General features: G+C 70.2%; 16 protein-coding genes. 10 read left to right on the top strand and 6 right to left on the bottom strand.

The features are described 5' to 3' along the window. The first annotated feature begins 180 nt into the window (after nt 1-180). From ACFU5K_RS01540 to ACFU5K_RS01510, 7 genes are all read left to right on the top strand, one after another. Nucleotides 181-1,767 (top strand): ABC transporter ATP-binding protein, encoded by a 1,587-nt coding sequence (locus ACFU5K_RS01540; RefSeq protein WP_384055328.1) that lies wholly within the window; start codon nt 181-183, stop codon nt 1,765-1,767. Beyond that, nucleotides 1,764-2,882 (top strand): ABC transporter permease, encoded by a 1,119-nt coding sequence (locus ACFU5K_RS01535; protein WP_384055218.1) that lies wholly within the window; start codon nt 1,764-1,766, stop codon nt 2,880-2,882. Before ACFU5K_RS01540 ends, ACFU5K_RS01535 begins: the two co-directional genes overlap by 4 nt. Continuing rightward, on the top strand, nt 2,879-4,141 hold the full coding sequence (locus tag ACFU5K_RS01530) for an ABC transporter permease (RefSeq protein ID WP_384055220.1): 1,263 nt from the start codon (nt 2,879-2,881) through the stop codon (nt 4,139-4,141). The genes ACFU5K_RS01535 and ACFU5K_RS01530 overlap by 4 nt, the downstream gene beginning before the upstream one ends. A gap of 53 nt (nt 4,142-4,194) precedes the next feature. Then, nucleotides 4,195-4,536, top strand: a complete 342-nt coding sequence (locus tag ACFU5K_RS01525; protein WP_384055331.1) for a cytidine deaminase — start codon at nt 4,195-4,197, stop codon at nt 4,534-4,536. 150 nt (nt 4,537-4,686) lie between these two features. After that, nucleotides 4,687-5,964 carry a thymidine phosphorylase gene (locus tag ACFU5K_RS01520; RefSeq protein WP_384055223.1) on the top strand — a complete coding sequence of 426 codons (1,278 nt, stop codon included), beginning with the start codon at nt 4,687-4,689 and terminating at the stop codon, nt 5,962-5,964. Between the two features lie 98 nt (nt 5,965-6,062). Then, nucleotides 6,063-6,653 (top strand): Uma2 family endonuclease, encoded by a 591-nt coding sequence (locus ACFU5K_RS01515; RefSeq protein ID WP_384055225.1) that lies wholly within the window; start codon nt 6,063-6,065, stop codon nt 6,651-6,653. A 61-nt stretch (nt 6,654-6,714) separates the two neighbouring features. Then, complete coding sequence (locus ACFU5K_RS01510) at nt 6,715-7,017, top strand: STAS domain-containing protein (RefSeq protein WP_384055228.1); 303 nt, start codon at nt 6,715-6,717, stop codon at nt 7,015-7,017. Between the two features lie 26 nt (nt 7,018-7,043). Here the strand turns inward: ACFU5K_RS01510 and ACFU5K_RS01505 are convergent, their stop codons facing one another. The 3 genes from ACFU5K_RS01505 to ACFU5K_RS01495 form a co-directional block, all read right to left on the bottom strand. Next, nucleotides 7,044-8,033: a sigma-70 family RNA polymerase sigma factor gene (locus ACFU5K_RS01505; RefSeq protein ID WP_384055231.1), complete on the bottom strand. Its 990-nt coding sequence runs from the start codon at nt 8,031-8,033 to the stop codon at nt 7,044-7,046. 97 nt (nt 8,034-8,130) lie between these two features. After that, nucleotides 8,131-8,847, bottom strand: a complete 717-nt coding sequence (locus tag ACFU5K_RS01500) for a L,D-transpeptidase family protein (protein WP_384055233.1) — start codon at nt 8,845-8,847, stop codon at nt 8,131-8,133. 88 nt (nt 8,848-8,935) lie between these two features. Further along, a complete protein-coding gene (locus ACFU5K_RS01495) occupies nt 8,936-10,240 on the bottom strand; it encodes an MFS transporter (RefSeq protein ID WP_384055236.1) in 1,305 nt (434 codons plus the stop codon). A gap of 62 nt (nt 10,241-10,302) precedes the next feature. On the opposite strand from ACFU5K_RS01495, the gene ACFU5K_RS01490 reads away from it, so the two are divergent. Then, entirely contained in the window at nt 10,303-11,256 is a 954-nt protein-coding gene (locus ACFU5K_RS01490; RefSeq protein WP_384055239.1) for a LysR family transcriptional regulator, read from the top strand. 18 nt (nt 11,257-11,274) lie between these two features. On the opposite strand, the gene ACFU5K_RS01485 is transcribed toward ACFU5K_RS01490, so the two are convergent. Then, the gene (locus ACFU5K_RS01485) at nt 11,275-12,033 is read right to left on the bottom strand and encodes an alpha/beta hydrolase (RefSeq protein ID WP_384055242.1); all 759 of its coding nucleotides are present in this window, start codon (nt 12,031-12,033) and stop codon (nt 11,275-11,277) included. Nucleotides 12,034-12,136: 103 nt separating this feature from the next. On the opposite strand from ACFU5K_RS01485, the gene ACFU5K_RS01480 reads away from it, so the two are divergent. Then, nucleotides 12,137-13,291 (top strand): adenosine deaminase, encoded by a 1,155-nt coding sequence (locus ACFU5K_RS01480; RefSeq protein ID WP_384055245.1) that lies wholly within the window; start codon nt 12,137-12,139, stop codon nt 13,289-13,291. A gap of 133 nt (nt 13,292-13,424) precedes the next feature. Then, entirely contained in the window at nt 13,425-13,727 is a 303-nt protein-coding gene (locus ACFU5K_RS01475; protein WP_384055247.1) for a hypothetical protein, read from the top strand. A gap of 79 nt (nt 13,728-13,806) precedes the next feature. Here the strand turns inward: ACFU5K_RS01475 and ACFU5K_RS01470 are convergent, their stop codons facing one another. Both ACFU5K_RS01470 and ACFU5K_RS01465 read right to left on the bottom strand, forming a co-directional pair. Next, a complete protein-coding gene (locus ACFU5K_RS01470; protein ID WP_384055250.1) occupies nt 13,807-14,010 on the bottom strand; it encodes a PspC domain-containing protein in 204 nt (67 codons plus the stop codon). Between the two features lie 91 nt (nt 14,011-14,101). Then, nucleotides 14,102-14,677, bottom strand: coding sequence for a VanZ family protein (locus tag ACFU5K_RS01465; RefSeq protein WP_384055253.1), 576 nt, complete (start codon nt 14,675-14,677; stop codon nt 14,102-14,104). Between the last annotated feature and the right edge of the window lie 62 nt (nt 14,678-14,739).

Below are 14,739 nucleotides of genomic sequence, written 5' to 3'. Positions count from 1 at the left end.
GGCCCACGGGGTGCTCCTCGAAGAAGTTGTGCCCGTCGCAGTGCCCTGCTCGCACAGGCCCCGAACCCCGTGTTCGGGCAGTGCCGTGTGCCTTCGCTTTACGATTCGGCAGCGCTACGCGTGTAGACAGGTCTCAGGCGCGATAACTTCACCCCGCCCCCTGCCCCTGTGCTCCCGCTCCTGTCCGGTCAAGGAGAGTGCGTCATCAACGCGTCCAGCAGTCCCCCTGCCGTAGAACTGCACGGCATCACCAAGCGCTTCCCCGGCGTCGTGGCCAACCACGACATCGGCATCACCGTACGCAAGGGCACGGTCCACGCCCTCGTCGGTGAGAACGGCGCCGGGAAGTCCACCCTGATGAAGATCCTCTACGGCATGCAGAAGCCGGACGAGGGCACCATCGCGGTGGACGGCGAGCAGGTCTCGTTCAGCAACCCCGGTGACGCCATCGCGCGTGGCATCGGCATGGTCCACCAGCACTTCATGCTCGCCGACAACTTCACCGTCCTGGAGAACGTCGTCCTCGGCGGCGAGAAGCTGCACGGCATCGGATCCGCCGCGCGCAAGAAGATCAAGGAGATCTCCGACGCGTACGGGCTCGGGGTCAGGCCCGACGTGCTCGTCGAGAACCTCGGTGTCGCCGACCGGCAGCGCGTGGAGATCCTCAAGGTCCTCTACCGCGGTGCCCGCATCCTCATCCTCGACGAGCCGACCGCGGTGCTGGTCCCGCAGGAGGTGGACGCGCTCTTCGCGAACCTCCGCGAGCTGAAGGCCGAAGGCCTCACCGTCATCTTCATCTCGCACAAGCTCGGAGAGGTCCTCTCCGTCGCCGACGAGATCACGGTGATCCGGCGGGGCACGACGGTGGGCACGGCCGACCCCGCGAACACCACGACCAAGCAGCTCGCCGAGCTGATGGTCGGCAGCGAGCTCCCATCGCCGGAAACCCGCGAGTCCACGGTGACGGACGTACCGATGCTGCACGTCCGGGGCCTCTCCCTCAGCGAGACGGACCCGGACGGCGTCGTGCGCGACGTCCTGACAGATGTCGGCTTCACCATCCACAAGGGTGAGGTCCTCGGCATCGCCGGCGTCGAGGGCAACGGCCAGACCGAGCTGATCGAGGCGCTCATGGGCATGCGTGCCCCGGACGGCGGGGTCATCACGCTCGACGCGGACGACATCTCCCACGCCCCCACGCGCAAGCGGCGCGAGGGCGGCATCGGCTACATCCCCGAGGACCGCCACCGGCACGGAGTCCTGCTGGACGCCCCGCTGTGGGAGAACCGCATCCTCGGCCACGTCACCGAGAAGCCCAACAGCAAGGGCTGGCTGCTCGACCCGAAGGCCGCCCGCACGGACACCGAGCGGATCGTGCGCGAGTACGACGTCCGGACCCCGGGCATCGAGGTCACGGCCGCCTCCCTCTCCGGCGGTAACCAGCAGAAGCTGATCGTCGGCCGCGAGATGAGCCACGCCCCGAAGCTGCTGATCGCCGCTCACCCGACCCGAGGCGTGGACGTCGGCGCCCAGGCTCAGATCTGGGAGCAGATCCGCGCGGCGCGCCGCGAAGGACTCGCCGTCCTGCTCATCTCGGCGGACCTGGACGAGCTCATCGGGCTCTCCGACACCCTGCGCGTCATGTACCGCGGACAGCTCGTCGCGGACGCAGACCCCGCGACCATCACACCCGAGGAACTGGGCTCGGCCATGACCGGCGCCGCAGCCGGTCACCTCGAGGCAGCACCGGAGGACGAGGCCCGATGAAGAAATTCGACAAGGACCGGCTGATCCTGGGCTTCGCCGGCCCGGCGCTCGCCCTGGTCGTCGCGTTCGTGCTGAGCACCCTCGTGCTGCTCATCTCCAACCGCGACCCGTTCGAGCTGTACCGCCTGCTGTTCGAGCAGGTCTCGTACAGTGACGTGCAGGTCCTGATCATCAACCAGGCCGGTACGTACTACCTCGCCGCCCTCGCGGTCGCGGTCGGCTTCCGGATGAACCTCTTCAACATCGGTGTCGACGGGCAGTACCGTCTCGCGGCGATGATGGCCGCGCTGGTCGGCGCGAGCGTCAGCCTTCCCGGGCCGTTCCAGATTGCCCTCATCGTGATCGTGGCCATGCTGGTCGGCGCGTTCTGGGCCGGTATCGCGGGCATCCTCAAGGTCACACGCGGAGTGAGCGAGGTCGTCGCGACGATCATGCTCAACTCGATCTCGACCGCGCTGATCGCCTGGCTGATCCTGCCGAAGAACTTCGGCGAACAGGCCGCGGGCTCCAACAACCTCACCACGGGCGACATCCCGGAGGCCGGCTGGTTCCCGGGTGTGTCCCTGGGCGCCGACGCCGGTGAGATCTACGGCTTCACCTTCGTCGCCGCGGGCTGCGGTCTCGTCTACTGGCTCGTCCTGAACCGCACCCGGTTCGGCTTCGACCTGCGTGCCACCGGCGCGAGCGAGAGTGCCGCCCAGGCGTCCGGTGTCGACGCCAAGAAGATGATCCTGACCTCGATGCTGATCTCCGGTGCGATCGCCGGCCTCGTCGGCATGCCGACGCTGCTGGGTGACACGCACACCTACAGCCTCGACTTCCCCGTCGGCCTCGGATTCACCGGCATCACCATCGCCCTGCTCGGCCGTAACCACCCGGTGGGCATCGCCCTCAGCGCACTGCTGATCGCGTTCCTGGACAAGGCGTCGTCCCCGCTCGACCAGTTCGGTTTCGAGAAGGAGATCGCCACGATCATCCAGGGCCTGATCGTGATCTCGGTCGTGGTCAGTTATGAACTCGTCCGGCGCTACGGGACGCGTCGCCAGCAGCAGAAGGTCGGCGAGGAACTCGCCGCCGGCCACGCTCTCACCACCGAGAAGGAGGCGGCCCTGTGAGCGCCGAAGCCATCGCCGCACGCGTCGCCCCCCTGCGGGGCGGCGGCCGACGCAAGCTCTCCCTGCCCGTCGTCCTGCTGATCATCGCCGGTGGGCTGGCCCTCGTCTCGCTGGTCCGCCTCATCAGCGGTGCGGACGACGTGACGTCCGTGGGCCAGGTGAGCGGCGCGCTGGAACTCGCCGTCCCGATCGGTCTTGCCGGACTCGGCGGCCTGTGGGCCGAGCGGGCCGGCGTCGTCAACATCGGTCTCGAGGGCATGATGATCCTCGGCACCTGGTTCGGCGCCTGGGCCGGTTACCAGTGGGGCCCCTGGGTCGGTGTCCTGTTCGGCATCCTCGGCGGCGCGCTCGGCGGCCTGCTGCACGCCGTCATCACCGTCACGTTCGGAGTGAACCACATCGTCTCCGGTGTGGCCGTCAACATCCTCGCCGTCGGTGTCACCCGCTACCTGTCGAACTTCACCTTCGCAGAGGAGCCGGGCGGTTCCTCCAAGCAGTCACCGCGACTGGAGGAGATCGACAAGATCACCATTCCAGGCCTGTCGGACTGGATGCAGGACCTGCAGCAACACCACTGGTTCTTCGTCTCCGACCTCGCCGGCGTCATCGGCGGCCTGGTCACCGGCCTGTCGCTGCTGACCGTCGTCGCCCTGCTGCTCATCCCCATCACGTGGTTCGTGCTGTGGCGCACGGCCTTCGGTCTGCGGCTCCGCTCCTGCGGCGAGAGCCCGGTCGCGGCCGAGACCCTCGGCGTCAACGTCTACAAGTACAAGTACGTCGCCGTGACGATCTCGGGCGGTCTGGCCGGACTCGGCGGCGCCTTCCTCTCCCTCGTCGCCACCAGCATCTACCAGGAGGGCCAGACCGGCGGCCGCGGCTACATCGGTCTCGCCGCCATGATCTTCGGTAACTGGATGCCGGGCGGCATGGCCCTGGGCGCCGGGCTGTTCGGCTTCACCGACAGCCTCAAGCTGCGAGGCGGCGCCGAGAACGTCCACGCGATGCTGCTGCTCCTGGCCATCCTGCTGGTGATCGTCGTGTTCTGGCAGCTGTACCGGAAGAAGTACCTGCCCGCGCTGATCTCGGCGGTCGTCTCGGGTCTGCTGTTCACCTGGTACGCACTGACGGACCAGGTCCCGAGCCAGTTCGTCGACGCCGCTCCGTACGTCACCACGCTCCTGGTGCTCGCCCTGTCGGCGCAGCGGCTGCGACCGCCCAAGGCGGACGGCGTGCCGTACCGCAAGGGCGAGGGCAAGTGACCGCCCACGCTCCGGTCGACTGGGAAGTGCTGCGCGAGGCCGCCCGGGACGCCATGTCCCGGGCGTACGCCCCGTACTCGCACTATCCGGTCGGCGTGGCGGCCCTCGTGGACGACGGCCGCATGATCACGGGGTGCAACGTCGAGAACGCCTCGTACGGCATCAGCCTGTGCGCCGAGTGCGGCCTGGTGTCGCAGCTCGCCGCCACGGGCGGCGGCCGGCTGACCCACTTCACCTGTGTGGACGGTGCCGGCGCGGTGCTCGTGCCGTGCGGGCGGTGCCGTCAGCTGCTGTACGAGTTCGGCGGCCCCGAGCTGGTCCTGGAGACCCCCGACGGGTTCCGTACGCTCGACGAGATGCTGCCGCAGGCGTTCGGGCCGCAGCACCTGGGGTAGTGCCCCACACCGTTCCGTTCCTCCGGCGTGCCGGATCGGCCCCGCCGCACCGGCCCGCCGGGGGAGCGGAGCGGCGGAACGTTTCCTCTCTATGCGCGTAGAGTCAACGGGACTCGCGCCTACCCCTCCGGCCGGAAGGACTCCCCTCCCATGGACGCCATCTCCGTCATCCGCACCAAGCGGGACCGGGGCGAGCTCAGCCCCGAGCAGATCGACTGGGTCATCGACGCGTACACGCGCGGCGAGGTCGCCGACGAGCAGATGTCCGCGCTGGCCATGGCGATCCTGCTCAACGGCATGAACCGCACCGAGATCGCCCGCTGGACCGCCGCGATGATCGCCTCCGGCGAGCGCATGGACTTCGGGGCGCTCTCACGCCCCACCACCGACAAGCACTCCACGGGCGGCGTCGGCGACAAGATCACCCTGCCCCTGGCCCCGCTGGTCGCCGCCTGCGGCGCGGCCGTGCCCCAGCTCAGCGGCCGGGGTCTCGGCCACACCGGCGGCACGCTCGACAAGCTGGAGTCCATCCCCGGCTGGCGCGCCCACATCACCAACGCCGAGATGCTCGACGTCCTGGACACCACCGGCGCGGTGATCTGCGCGGCGGGCGACGGCCTCGCCCCCGCCGACAAGAAGCTGTACGCGCTGCGCGACGTCACCGGCACCGTCGAGGCGATCCCGCTCATCGCCAGCTCGATCATGTCCAAGAAGATCGCCGAAGGCACCGGCGCCCTCGTCCTGGACGTCAAGGTCGGCTCCGGCGCCTTCATGAAGACGATCGAGGACGCCCGCGAACTGGCCTCCACCATGGTCGCGCTGGGCACCGACAGCGGCGTACGCACCGTGGCCCTGCTCACGGACATGGCGACCCCGCTCGGTCTCACCGCCGGCAACGCCCTGGAGGTCCGTGAGTCCGTCGAGGTCCTGGCCGGCGGCGGTCCCAGGGACGTCATCGACCTGACCCTGGCGCTCGCCCGCGAGATGCTCGACGCGGCCGGGCTCAAGGACGCCGACCCCGAGAAGGCGCTCGCGGACGGCTCCGCCATGGACGTGTGGCGCCGCATGATCTCCGCCCAGGGCGGCGACCCGGACGCCGAACTCCCGGTCGCGCGCGAGCAGCATGTGATCAGCGCCCCGTCCTCGGGCGTGCTGACGCGGCTGGACGCCTACGACGTCGGTGTCGCCGCCTGGCGCCTCGGTGCGGGCCGCGCGCGCAAGGAGGACCCGGTGCAGGCGGGCGCGGGCGTCGAGATGCACGCCAAGCCCGGTGACACCGTCACCGAGGGCCAGCCGCTGATGACCCTGCACACGGACACCCCCGAGAAGTTCGAGTACGCCCTCAAGGCACTGCCCGGCTCGTACGACATCGCACCGGCCGGCACCCCCTTCACCGCCACGCCGGTGGTGCGGGAACGTATCGCCTGACCTGTGGCTTTCCCTTTCGGGTGAACGGGACCGGTGGACCACCACCGGTCCCGTTCGGCATGCTGGACTCGGTGACGCACCGATAAGAGGAGACCGCCATGGGCGCACTCACCGTCGATCCCGGGCCGGGCCACGGCCAGGACTGGGACGACCTCGTCCGGATCTGGGAGGAGACGGACGCACCCGAGGGCTGCAAGGTGGAGATCATCGAGGGGATCGTCACCGTGTCGCCACCGCCGTCCAAGGACCACAACACCACCGCAGCACTGCTGCAGCGCAGGCTGTACGCCGTCATCCCCGAGGAATGGGAGATCTACCAGACGCTCGGGGTCTCGGTGCCAGGACGCGCGGGCGTCTACATCCCCGACCTCCTCGTCGTGCCGCGCGCGGTGGCGACCGGGCCGGGGAGTCGCGTGCCGGCGGAGGAGGCCCTGCTGGTTGTCGAGATCACCTCGCAGGCCAACGCCAACCACGACCGCGTCAAGAAGGCGCACGGATACGCGAAAGCCGGCGTCGAACTCTTCCTGCTGCTCGATCCCTGGCACTCGGGCCGCCCGACCGCCACGCTCTACGGTGATCCCGACAACGGCACCTACCGCGTCCTCGACGTGGTCGAGTACGGGGGGAAACTCACCCTTCCCGAGCCGTTCAAGCTGGATCTGGACACGGGGATCCTCCCGGTCAGTTGAGGCGCGAGCCTGCCCGCCGATGAGTTTCCGGCATCCCGCCGGTCTCTGTGGTGTGGATGCCATGCCCCCGAACGCCCTCGTCGTCACCGGCCGCGTCACCCGCGCCGACGTGCCGGGACTGTGCGCCGAGCTGGAGGCCCTGCTGACCGGCCGTCCCGACGCCGCGGTGGTCGACTGTGATGTCGGAGGGGTGACGCACGCGGATCTCGCGCTGGTGGAGGCGATAGCCCGGCTGGGGCTCGTCGCCCGCCGGACCGGACGAGCCCGGCTGCGCCTGCGCCACGCCTCCGCCGAACTCGGGGTGCTGCTCGACCTGGTCGGGCTGGCCGACGTGGTGGCACACCTGAGGCCCGACGAGGAGTGACCCGATCACCACAGGCCGCGTGAGCCTCAAGCCTGATCCGCGTCCAGGCGATCGGGGAGCCCGAACAGCGGGAACCAGCGCGGGGTGTCCAGGAAGCAGTGCATCCCGGTGATGGCACCGTCCGAGATGTCGATGACCTGCACGGCCCACGGCACGAACCCCGGTCCCTCCGGATCCGGCTTGTAGTGCGCGAAGGCCGGGGCCCCGTTTGCCTCGGTCGCCACCAGGCGGGAACCCGCGCAGCTCGCGCCGATGCTGAGCATGAAACCCGCGATGTCCTCATGCCCCCGCAGCCACAGGTCGAACGGCGGCATGGTCATCACAGCGTCCTCGTGGAGCAGGGCCGTCAGCGCCGCCATGTCGTACCCCTCGAACGCCGCCACGTAGCGGTCGAGGAGCTTGCGCTGCTCCTCGTCCAGCGGGTTCGCCGTGTCGGGCACGGTGCCCTCCGTGTCCGACAGGGTCGCCCGGGCCCGCTGCAGAGCGCTGTTGACCGAGGCGACCGAGGTGTCGAGCAGCTCCGCGACCTCGCTCGCCTTCCAGGCCAGCACCTCTCGGAGGATCAGCACCGCGCGCTGCTTGGGCGGCAGGTGCTGGAGCGCCGCGACGAACGCGAGGCGCACCGACTCGCGGGCCACGGCGGCCTCGGCCGGGTCGGCCACCGACGGGAGGATGCGCCCGTCGGGCATCGGCTCCAGCCAGGTGTTCTCGGGAAGGGGATTGAGCGCCGCCTGGGCGAGAGGGGTGGGTCCGGTCAGATCCACCGGTCTGGCCCGCTTGTTGCCGGCCTTCAGCATGTCCAGGCAGACGTTCGTCGCGATCCGGTACAGCCAGGAGCGCAACGAGGAACGGCCCTCGAACCTGTCGAAGTTCCGCCAGGCACGCACCAGCGTGTCCTGGACGGCGTCCTCCGCCTCGAAGGCCGAACCGAGCATCCGGTAGCAGTAGCCGGTCAGTTCGACCCGGTGTCCCTCCAGACGGCTGTCCACGTCTGCCGTCGCCGTCAGATCACTCATCGCTCCACCCCTGTTGCGCTGTGACGCCGATCACCCAGCACTGTGGAAGCTACCGCAGGGCACTGGCAACAGGGGCGGGAAGCGAGGAAAGCGCTGCTCAGGTGCCGGGCTTGCGTCCGTAGACGAAGACGTCGTCGCCGTTCTTCAGCAGGTTCCAGTACGCCTTCGCGTCCGCCGGGCGCATGTTGACGCAGCCCGCCGAGCCCGGGTTGTTGTACATGGACTTGGTGACCGAGTGGAACGCCTGGCCGCCGTCGAAGAACTGGGCGTACGGCATGCTGACGTCGTAGAGCGTGGACCAGTGGTCGATGTTGCGCCAGTAGATCTTCTTCGAGCCGGTCCGCGTCTCCGCACCGTTACGGCCCGTCCGCACCGGCACGGGACCGAACTTCAGCTTGGACCCGTCCTGGATCCAGCTCAGCTGCCTGGTCAGGTCGACGCAGGCGATCCGGCCCTTGTTGGTGGGGCAGTTCTTCGCCGCGTTGGGGTTCTTCCCCGCCGCCTTCTGCGCGGTGATCGTCTTCATCGTGCGCCAGGTGACCGGCCCCGCGTAGCCGGCCGCCGGGGTGATTCCCTTCGACGCCTGGAACGACCGGATGGCGGTGCAGTCCGCCGTGGACTGCCGCCCGTCGACGGGCCGCTTCAGATACTTCTCGACCTGCTTCTGGTACGGACCGGCCCCTGCCGAGCAGGACGCCGCCTGCGCGGCCGTCCCGGTGCCCAGGACCAGGGCCGGTGCGGCCACCAGGCCCGCGACCGACAGGACGGCTCCGCGCCGTGCCCGTATGCCGCCCGTCTTCCCCATGATTCCCATGTACGCCTGCTCCCCTTCGCGCCGTCCGCGGTAAGTGACTCCACTTGTTGGACGTACGCCAGGGTGCTGCGGTTGTGGCCGGAAGGTCTCAGTTGTGCATAGGTGCCACGTTTTCGGTCCGGAGACGCTCGCTCCGCGCCGCCCGGGTGCCGTACACGGTGATCGACAGGACGCCGAGGAGCGCCAAGACGCCCAGCGCGACCGTGCCGGCCCAGCCACCGGCGTGGAAGGCGACGGCGCCGAGCGCGCCTCCCACGCTGGAGCCGAGGTAGTACACGGACTGGTAGATCGCCGAGGCCTGCGCGCGGCCGGTGGTCGCCGTACGGCTCACCGACGACGAGGCGACCGCGTGCCCGGCGAAGAAGCCGGCCGTGATCAGGACGAGCCCGGCCAGGACGGCGGCGAGCTGGTCGGCGAGGGTGAGCAGCAGACCCCCGGCCGTCGTGGACAGGGCGAGGTAGAGCGCGCCCCGGCGGCCCAGACGGGCGACCAGCCTGCCGGCGCCGGCGGAGGAGAGCGTACCGACGACGTAGACCAGGAAGATCGACCCGACGACGCCCTGCGGAAGACTGAAGGGCTCGTCGGTGAGCCGGTAGCCGATCACGGTGTAGACCGCGCCGAACACCGTCATGAACAGCGCGCCGATCGCGTACAGCCGTCGCAGCAGGGGGTTGGCGAGGTGGCCGCCGACGGTCTTCGCCAGGGCCCTCGGGTTGAGCGTGGCCGGGGTGAAGTGCCGGGCGGCGGGGACCATGAAGTGGAAGGCCACGGCGCAGGCCAGGGCGAGCAGCCCGATCGCGCCGACCGCCACGCGCCAGCCCCACAGCTGGGTGAGCCAGCCGGAGAGCACGCGGCCGCTCATGCCACCGATGCTGTTGCCCGCGACGAAGAGCCCGATCGCCCCCACCAGTGCCTTGGGCCGTACCTCCTCGGCCAGGTACGCCATCGCGGACGCGGGCAGTCCCGCCAGGGCCGCGCCTTGGACCGCGCGCAGCGCGATCAGCCAGCCGAGCGACGGGGCGAAGGGCACGAGGAGCCCGATCACCACGGCGACCGCCAGCGAACCCGTCATCATCTGCCGCCGCCCGAAGCGCTCGGACAGTGCGCTCAGCGGGAGGACGCACAGGGCCAGCCCGCCAGTGGCCGCGGAGACCGTCCAGCTCGCCTGCTCGGCCGTGGCGTGGAAGGACGCCGACACGGCGGGCAGCAGGGCCTGGGTGGAGTAGAGGAGGGCGAAAGTCGCTATCCCCGCCACGAAGAGGGCGAAGCTCATGCGCCGGTAGCCGGGACCACCGGGTGCGAGGCGGTCCGGCGAGGTCGGTGAGGAGGCGGCGGAAGACGGAACGGCGGCATCCAGCACGATGGCGGACGCCCCGGTACTGGCAGGAGGCATGCGTCGAACGTAGAGCGCGAGGTTTCATGCGTCCAATGCATGAAACCCTCATAATCGTTCCCATGGCGCATCAATACAGCTCACAGCCTCGGCTGTCACCGGGCAGTTACGAAGAAGACATCCGCGCCGTGCTCGCGCCCCGCCTGGCGTACTTCGAGGCGGTGGCCCGGCACGAGCACGTCACGCGCGCCGCGCAGGAGCTCGGCGTCCCCCAGTCGACGCTGTCGCGCGCCATCGTGCGGCTCGAGGAGGACCTGGGCGTCGCCCTGTTCGCCCGGAGCGGCCGCACCGTCTCCCTCACCCCCGCCGGCCGCACCTTCCTCGGATCCGCCGAACGCGCCCTGGCGGAGGTGGAGAAGGCGGCCGACTCGGTGCGTGCCGACGCCGACCCCACGGCGGGCAAGGTCGCCTTCGGTTTCCTGCACACGATGGGTTCCGAGACCGTTCCCGCCCTGCTCCGGGCCTTCCGCGCCGACCACCCCCGGGTCCGCTTCCAGCTGGTGCAGAACTACGGCGAGGCGATGATCGAACGGCTCCGCACGGGCGGACTGGACCTCTGCCTGACCTCACCGGTCCCGGACGAGCCGGACCTCGTCACCTGGCGCCTGGACGAGCAGCGGCTGCGCCTCGTGGTCCCCGACGACCACCGGCTCGCGAGCCGCCGCCGGGTCCGCCTCGCCGAGGCGGCCGACGAAGCGTTCGTCACCCTCGAACCCGGTTACGGGCTGCGGCGGATCACCGACGACCTCTGCGCCGAGGCCGGTTTCACCCCGCGGATCGCCTTCGAGGGTGAGGAGGCCGAGACCCTGCGCGGACTGGTCGCGGCCGGGCTCGGCGTCGCCCTGCTCCCACCACCCGCCGTCGCCAGGCCCGGAGTGGCCGAGCTGACGGTGACCTCGCCGCGCGCGGCCCGGGAGATCGGGGTCGCCTGGCTGGACGGACACCCCGACACGCCGCCGGTGGCCGCCTTCAAACAGTTCCTGCTGTCGCGCCGGGGGAGCCTGCTGCCGGACTGATCCGGCGCGGCGGCGCCCTCACTGCCGTGACGACCGCCCGAACCCCGCCGCGAGCGGCATCCGCAGGCCCAGCGGCGGGGGAGCGGCGAAGGCGTCGGCGACCGGGCGGGCGTACGACCGGGCGAACAGCGAACCCCGTACGAAGTCCGCGGCCAGGGCCATCACCTCCGACCGGTGCTGGCGCAGGGCGTGTCCGTCCGAGTGGACCTCGAACCGACAGGTGTCCCGGTTGGCCTTCTTGGCCCGCTCGGCCAGCCGGTAGGAGAGCTCGGGATCCGACCGGGCGTCGTTCGTGCCGTGCACGATCAGCACCCGGCGTCCCGCCAGGTGCCTGACCGGCTCGGGCCCGTTCCCGGGGCCGTCCGGGAGCCAGGGTGCCATCGCCAGCACGGAGTTGACCGCGGTGTGCCCCGCGGCCCGCAGGGCGGCCCGGCCGCCCGTCCCGTGCCCGGCGAGGCAGACGGGGACGTCGCCGTAGCGGCGTACGACCTCGTCCGCCGCCCACTGTGCGTCGGCCACCGGATCGGCCCCGGCGTTCCAGCCGCGGCTGCGGTAGCGCACGACGTGCACCGTGAGTCCGTCCTCCCGCCCCGCCCCGGCCAGGGTCCGGGCCAGCGGCAGCTGGGCCGCGTACGACAGCGGGGAAGGGCGACGCCGGGATTCGGTCTCGCCGTCGGGGAGCAGCAGGACCACTCCGCTGACCTCGGGTGTTGCTCCGGCCGTGTGAACGGCCCGTCCCAGCCTGGCGGAGGGCAGGGGAAGCGCGCGCTGTGCCATGACAGAACAGTGTCAGAAGGGCGGGTGTATCCGACCCGGCCCCGCGGTCACTGTTACGCATCGGCACTCGGAAATCTACGCGCGTAGGCGTTAGAGTGCCCGAATGACGAGCCAGACCCGGAATGTCCCCGGCCCCGAACAGATCCGCCGCGCGCCCAAGGTGCTGCTCCACGACCATCTCGACGGCGGCCTCCGCCCCGGCACGATCATCGAACTGGCGCTGGCCCAGAGTTACGACGCACTCCCCGAGACCGAGCCCGACAAGCTGGGTGTCTGGTTCCGCGAGGCGGCCGACTCAGGTTCGCTGGAGCGCTACCTGGAGACCTTCGCACACACCTGTGCCGTCATGCAGACCCGTGACGCACTGTTCCGGGTGGCCGCGGAGTGTGCGGAGGACCTCGCGGAGGACGGAGTCGTCTACGCCGAGGTGCGGTACGCCCCCGAGCAGCACCTCACGGCGGGCCTGACCCTGGAAGAGGTCGTCGAGGCGGTCAACGACGGCTTCCGCGAGGGCGAGCGCAGGGCCCGCGAGAGCGGCCACCGCATCCGCGTGGGCGCGCTGCTCACCGCCATGCGGCACGCCGCGCGCGCACTGGAGATCGCCGAACTCGCCAACCGCTACCGCGACCTGGGTGTCGTCGGCTTCGACATCGCCGGCGCCGAGGCGGGCTTCCCGCCCACCCGGCACCTGGACGCGTTCGAGTACCTCAAGCGCGAGAACAACCACTTCACCATCCACGCGGGCGAGGCCTTCGGGCTGCCGTCCATCTGGCAGGCCCTGCAGTGGTGCGGCGCGGACCGGCTCGGCCACGGTGTGCGGATCATCGACGACATCGAGATCGCCGACGACGGCAGCGTGACCCTGGGGCGCCTCGCCTCCTACGTGCGAGACAAGCGCATCCCGCTGGAGCTCTGCCCGACCTCGAACCTGCAGACGGGCGCGGCCGCCTCGTACGCCGAGCACCCGATCGGACTGCTGCGGAAGCTGCATTTCCGTGCCACCGTGAATACGGACAACCGGCTGATGAGCGGTACGAGCATGAGTCAGGAATTCGAGCGACTGATCGAGACATTCGGATACACGCTCGACGACATGCAGTGGTTCACAGTCAATGCGATGAAATCAGCGTTCATTCCTTTCGATGAACGTCTGGCGATGATCAACGACGTCGTGAAGCCTGGTTACGCGGAGCTGAAGTCCGAATGGCTCTTCCAGCAGACGGCTGTCACCAGCGGTTCTTCGTCCTTCGCCGGCTGACCGAGGCAAAAGGGGAACGGCCGGGAGAATCGGGTCCCGGCCGTTTTCCGTGTTCCGGCATGTTTGCGGTAGGGGTACCGGGCTGACTACCTTGCAGAGCCGCTCACATCCCCTTCCCAAGGATGAATTCCACATGAAGAAGTCTGCTGTCAGGACCCTCGGTGTCGCCGCTCTCGGTGCCGCTTTCGCGGCCGCCGGTGCGGGCAGCGCCTCCGCCGTCGCCGTGCCCCTCGACGCCGCGGCCGGTGCGCTGCCCGCCGGCATCGCGCTCGACTCCGTGACCGACGCCCTGCCCGCCGTGCAGAAGGCGGCCGGCGGACTTCTCGACCAGCAGCAGCAGCGCGGCAGCGGCAAGAACCTGTCTGCCCCCGGCACGAACCTGCTCGGCGGTCTGCCCGCCGGCGGCCTGACCGGCGTCCTGCCGATCGGCCGCTGAACCAGCCGTACACGCATGTGGGGCGCACACCCGGGTCAGGGTGTGCGCCCCACATGTCCTTTCCCCGTGGTCCCGCAGGTCACCACGCTGTCGCGGCCGGGGACTTCTCCGACGGGAGCAGTACCCACAGGGCCAGGTAGAGCAGGAACTGAGGCCCGGGGAGCAGGCACGAGACCAGGAAGATGACACGCATCGTCCCCGCGGAGGTGCCGAAGCGCCGTGCCAGCGCTGCGCACACTCCACCGATCATGCGTCCTTCAACGGGGCGGACAAGTGCGGCCATGGTGGGCTCCTTCGTCAACCGTTCGGGGAGCTGCACCGTCGCGCTCCCGGTACCTCCATAGTGACTCCGCGAAGGGGTGCAGGGCGTCGCTCTACGGGGCGACCCCGACCCCGGTAATCGTCGGGGTCGATCCCTGAGGAGCCTCGCTCCGGAACGTCCGGGTGCCGTTCCCCATCCGGGAGAGGTCGCCGGCGCCCGCCCGGTTGCCCCGGCGCAGCCGGGCCCGGCACAGCGGGACGACCAGCAGATGGGCCAGCGCGACCCCGACGGTGTTCAGCAGCAGTGAGTCGACGTCGACGACCTGACCGGGCACTCCCGTCTGCCCCAGCTCGATCGCCATCGAGATCAGGGCACCGGCGGCGACGGTACGGGCCAGCGAGGCCCAGGGGGACACCAGCAGCCGGCCGCCCGCCATCGGCAGCAGCACGCCCAGCGGCGCCAGCAGCAGCAGTCCCTTGCCGATGCGGCGTGCGGCCTCCGCCGGGCCCATGGCCAGATCCGCCTTGATCCCGTCGAACGGCTGCAGGTTCGCCGCCGTCACCCAGGGCACGTCCAGCGGGCGCAGTGTCAGCCAGCCGACGAACAGGAGGTGCGCGAGGAGGAGGACTACCCCCGCCGCGCGGAAGCGGATGACGGCCCGGCCGTCCGAACTGTGACGCACGTACACCGAGACGCCACGATCGGCAGGATCGGTTCCGCCCCCGTCGGGGAAGGCTCTGTGACGGGTAC

The sequence above is a fragment of the Streptomyces sp. NPDC057428 genome (genome assembly GCF_042803195.1).
Taxonomy (GTDB): Bacteria; Actinomycetota; Actinomycetes; order Streptomycetales; family Streptomycetaceae; genus Streptomyces.
The sequence above is the reverse complement of the archived record's forward strand: the minus strand, read 5'-3'. Positions and strand labels throughout refer to the sequence as shown.

Excerpts from the sequence above, each read along its gene's own strand:
- ACFU5K_RS01480 (WP_384055245.1), top strand. The coding sequence starts at position 12,137 with ATGACGAGCCAGACCCGGAATGTCCCCGGCCCCGAACAGATCCGCCGC.
- ACFU5K_RS01495 (WP_384055236.1), bottom strand. The coding sequence starts at position 10,240 with ATGCCTCCTGCCAGTACCGGGGCGTCCGCCATCGTGCTGGATGCCGCC.
- ACFU5K_RS01535 (WP_384055218.1), top strand. The coding sequence starts at position 1,764 with ATGAAGAAATTCGACAAGGACCGGCTGATCCTGGGCTTCGCCGGCCCG.
- ACFU5K_RS01475 (WP_384055247.1), top strand. The coding sequence starts at position 13,425 with ATGAAGAAGTCTGCTGTCAGGACCCTCGGTGTCGCCGCTCTCGGTGCC.
- ACFU5K_RS01520 (WP_384055223.1), top strand. The coding sequence starts at position 4,687 with ATGGACGCCATCTCCGTCATCCGCACCAAGCGGGACCGGGGCGAGCTC.
- ACFU5K_RS01505 (WP_384055231.1), bottom strand. The coding sequence starts at position 8,033 with ATGAGTGATCTGACGGCGACGGCAGACGTGGACAGCCGTCTGGAGGGA.
- ACFU5K_RS01510 (WP_384055228.1), top strand. The coding sequence starts at position 6,715 with ATGCCCCCGAACGCCCTCGTCGTCACCGGCCGCGTCACCCGCGCCGAC.
- ACFU5K_RS01470 (WP_384055250.1), bottom strand. The coding sequence starts at position 14,010 with ATGGCCGCACTTGTCCGCCCCGTTGAAGGACGCATGATCGGTGGAGTG.
- ACFU5K_RS01485 (WP_384055242.1), bottom strand. The coding sequence starts at position 12,033 with ATGGCACAGCGCGCGCTTCCCCTGCCCTCCGCCAGGCTGGGACGGGCC.
- ACFU5K_RS01515 (WP_384055225.1), top strand. The coding sequence starts at position 6,063 with ATGGGCGCACTCACCGTCGATCCCGGGCCGGGCCACGGCCAGGACTGG.
- ACFU5K_RS01525 (WP_384055331.1), top strand. The coding sequence starts at position 4,195 with ATGTCCCGGGCGTACGCCCCGTACTCGCACTATCCGGTCGGCGTGGCG.
- ACFU5K_RS01500 (WP_384055233.1), bottom strand. The coding sequence starts at position 8,847 with ATGGGAATCATGGGGAAGACGGGCGGCATACGGGCACGGCGCGGAGCC.
- ACFU5K_RS01490 (WP_384055239.1), top strand. The coding sequence starts at position 10,303 with ATGGCGCATCAATACAGCTCACAGCCTCGGCTGTCACCGGGCAGTTAC.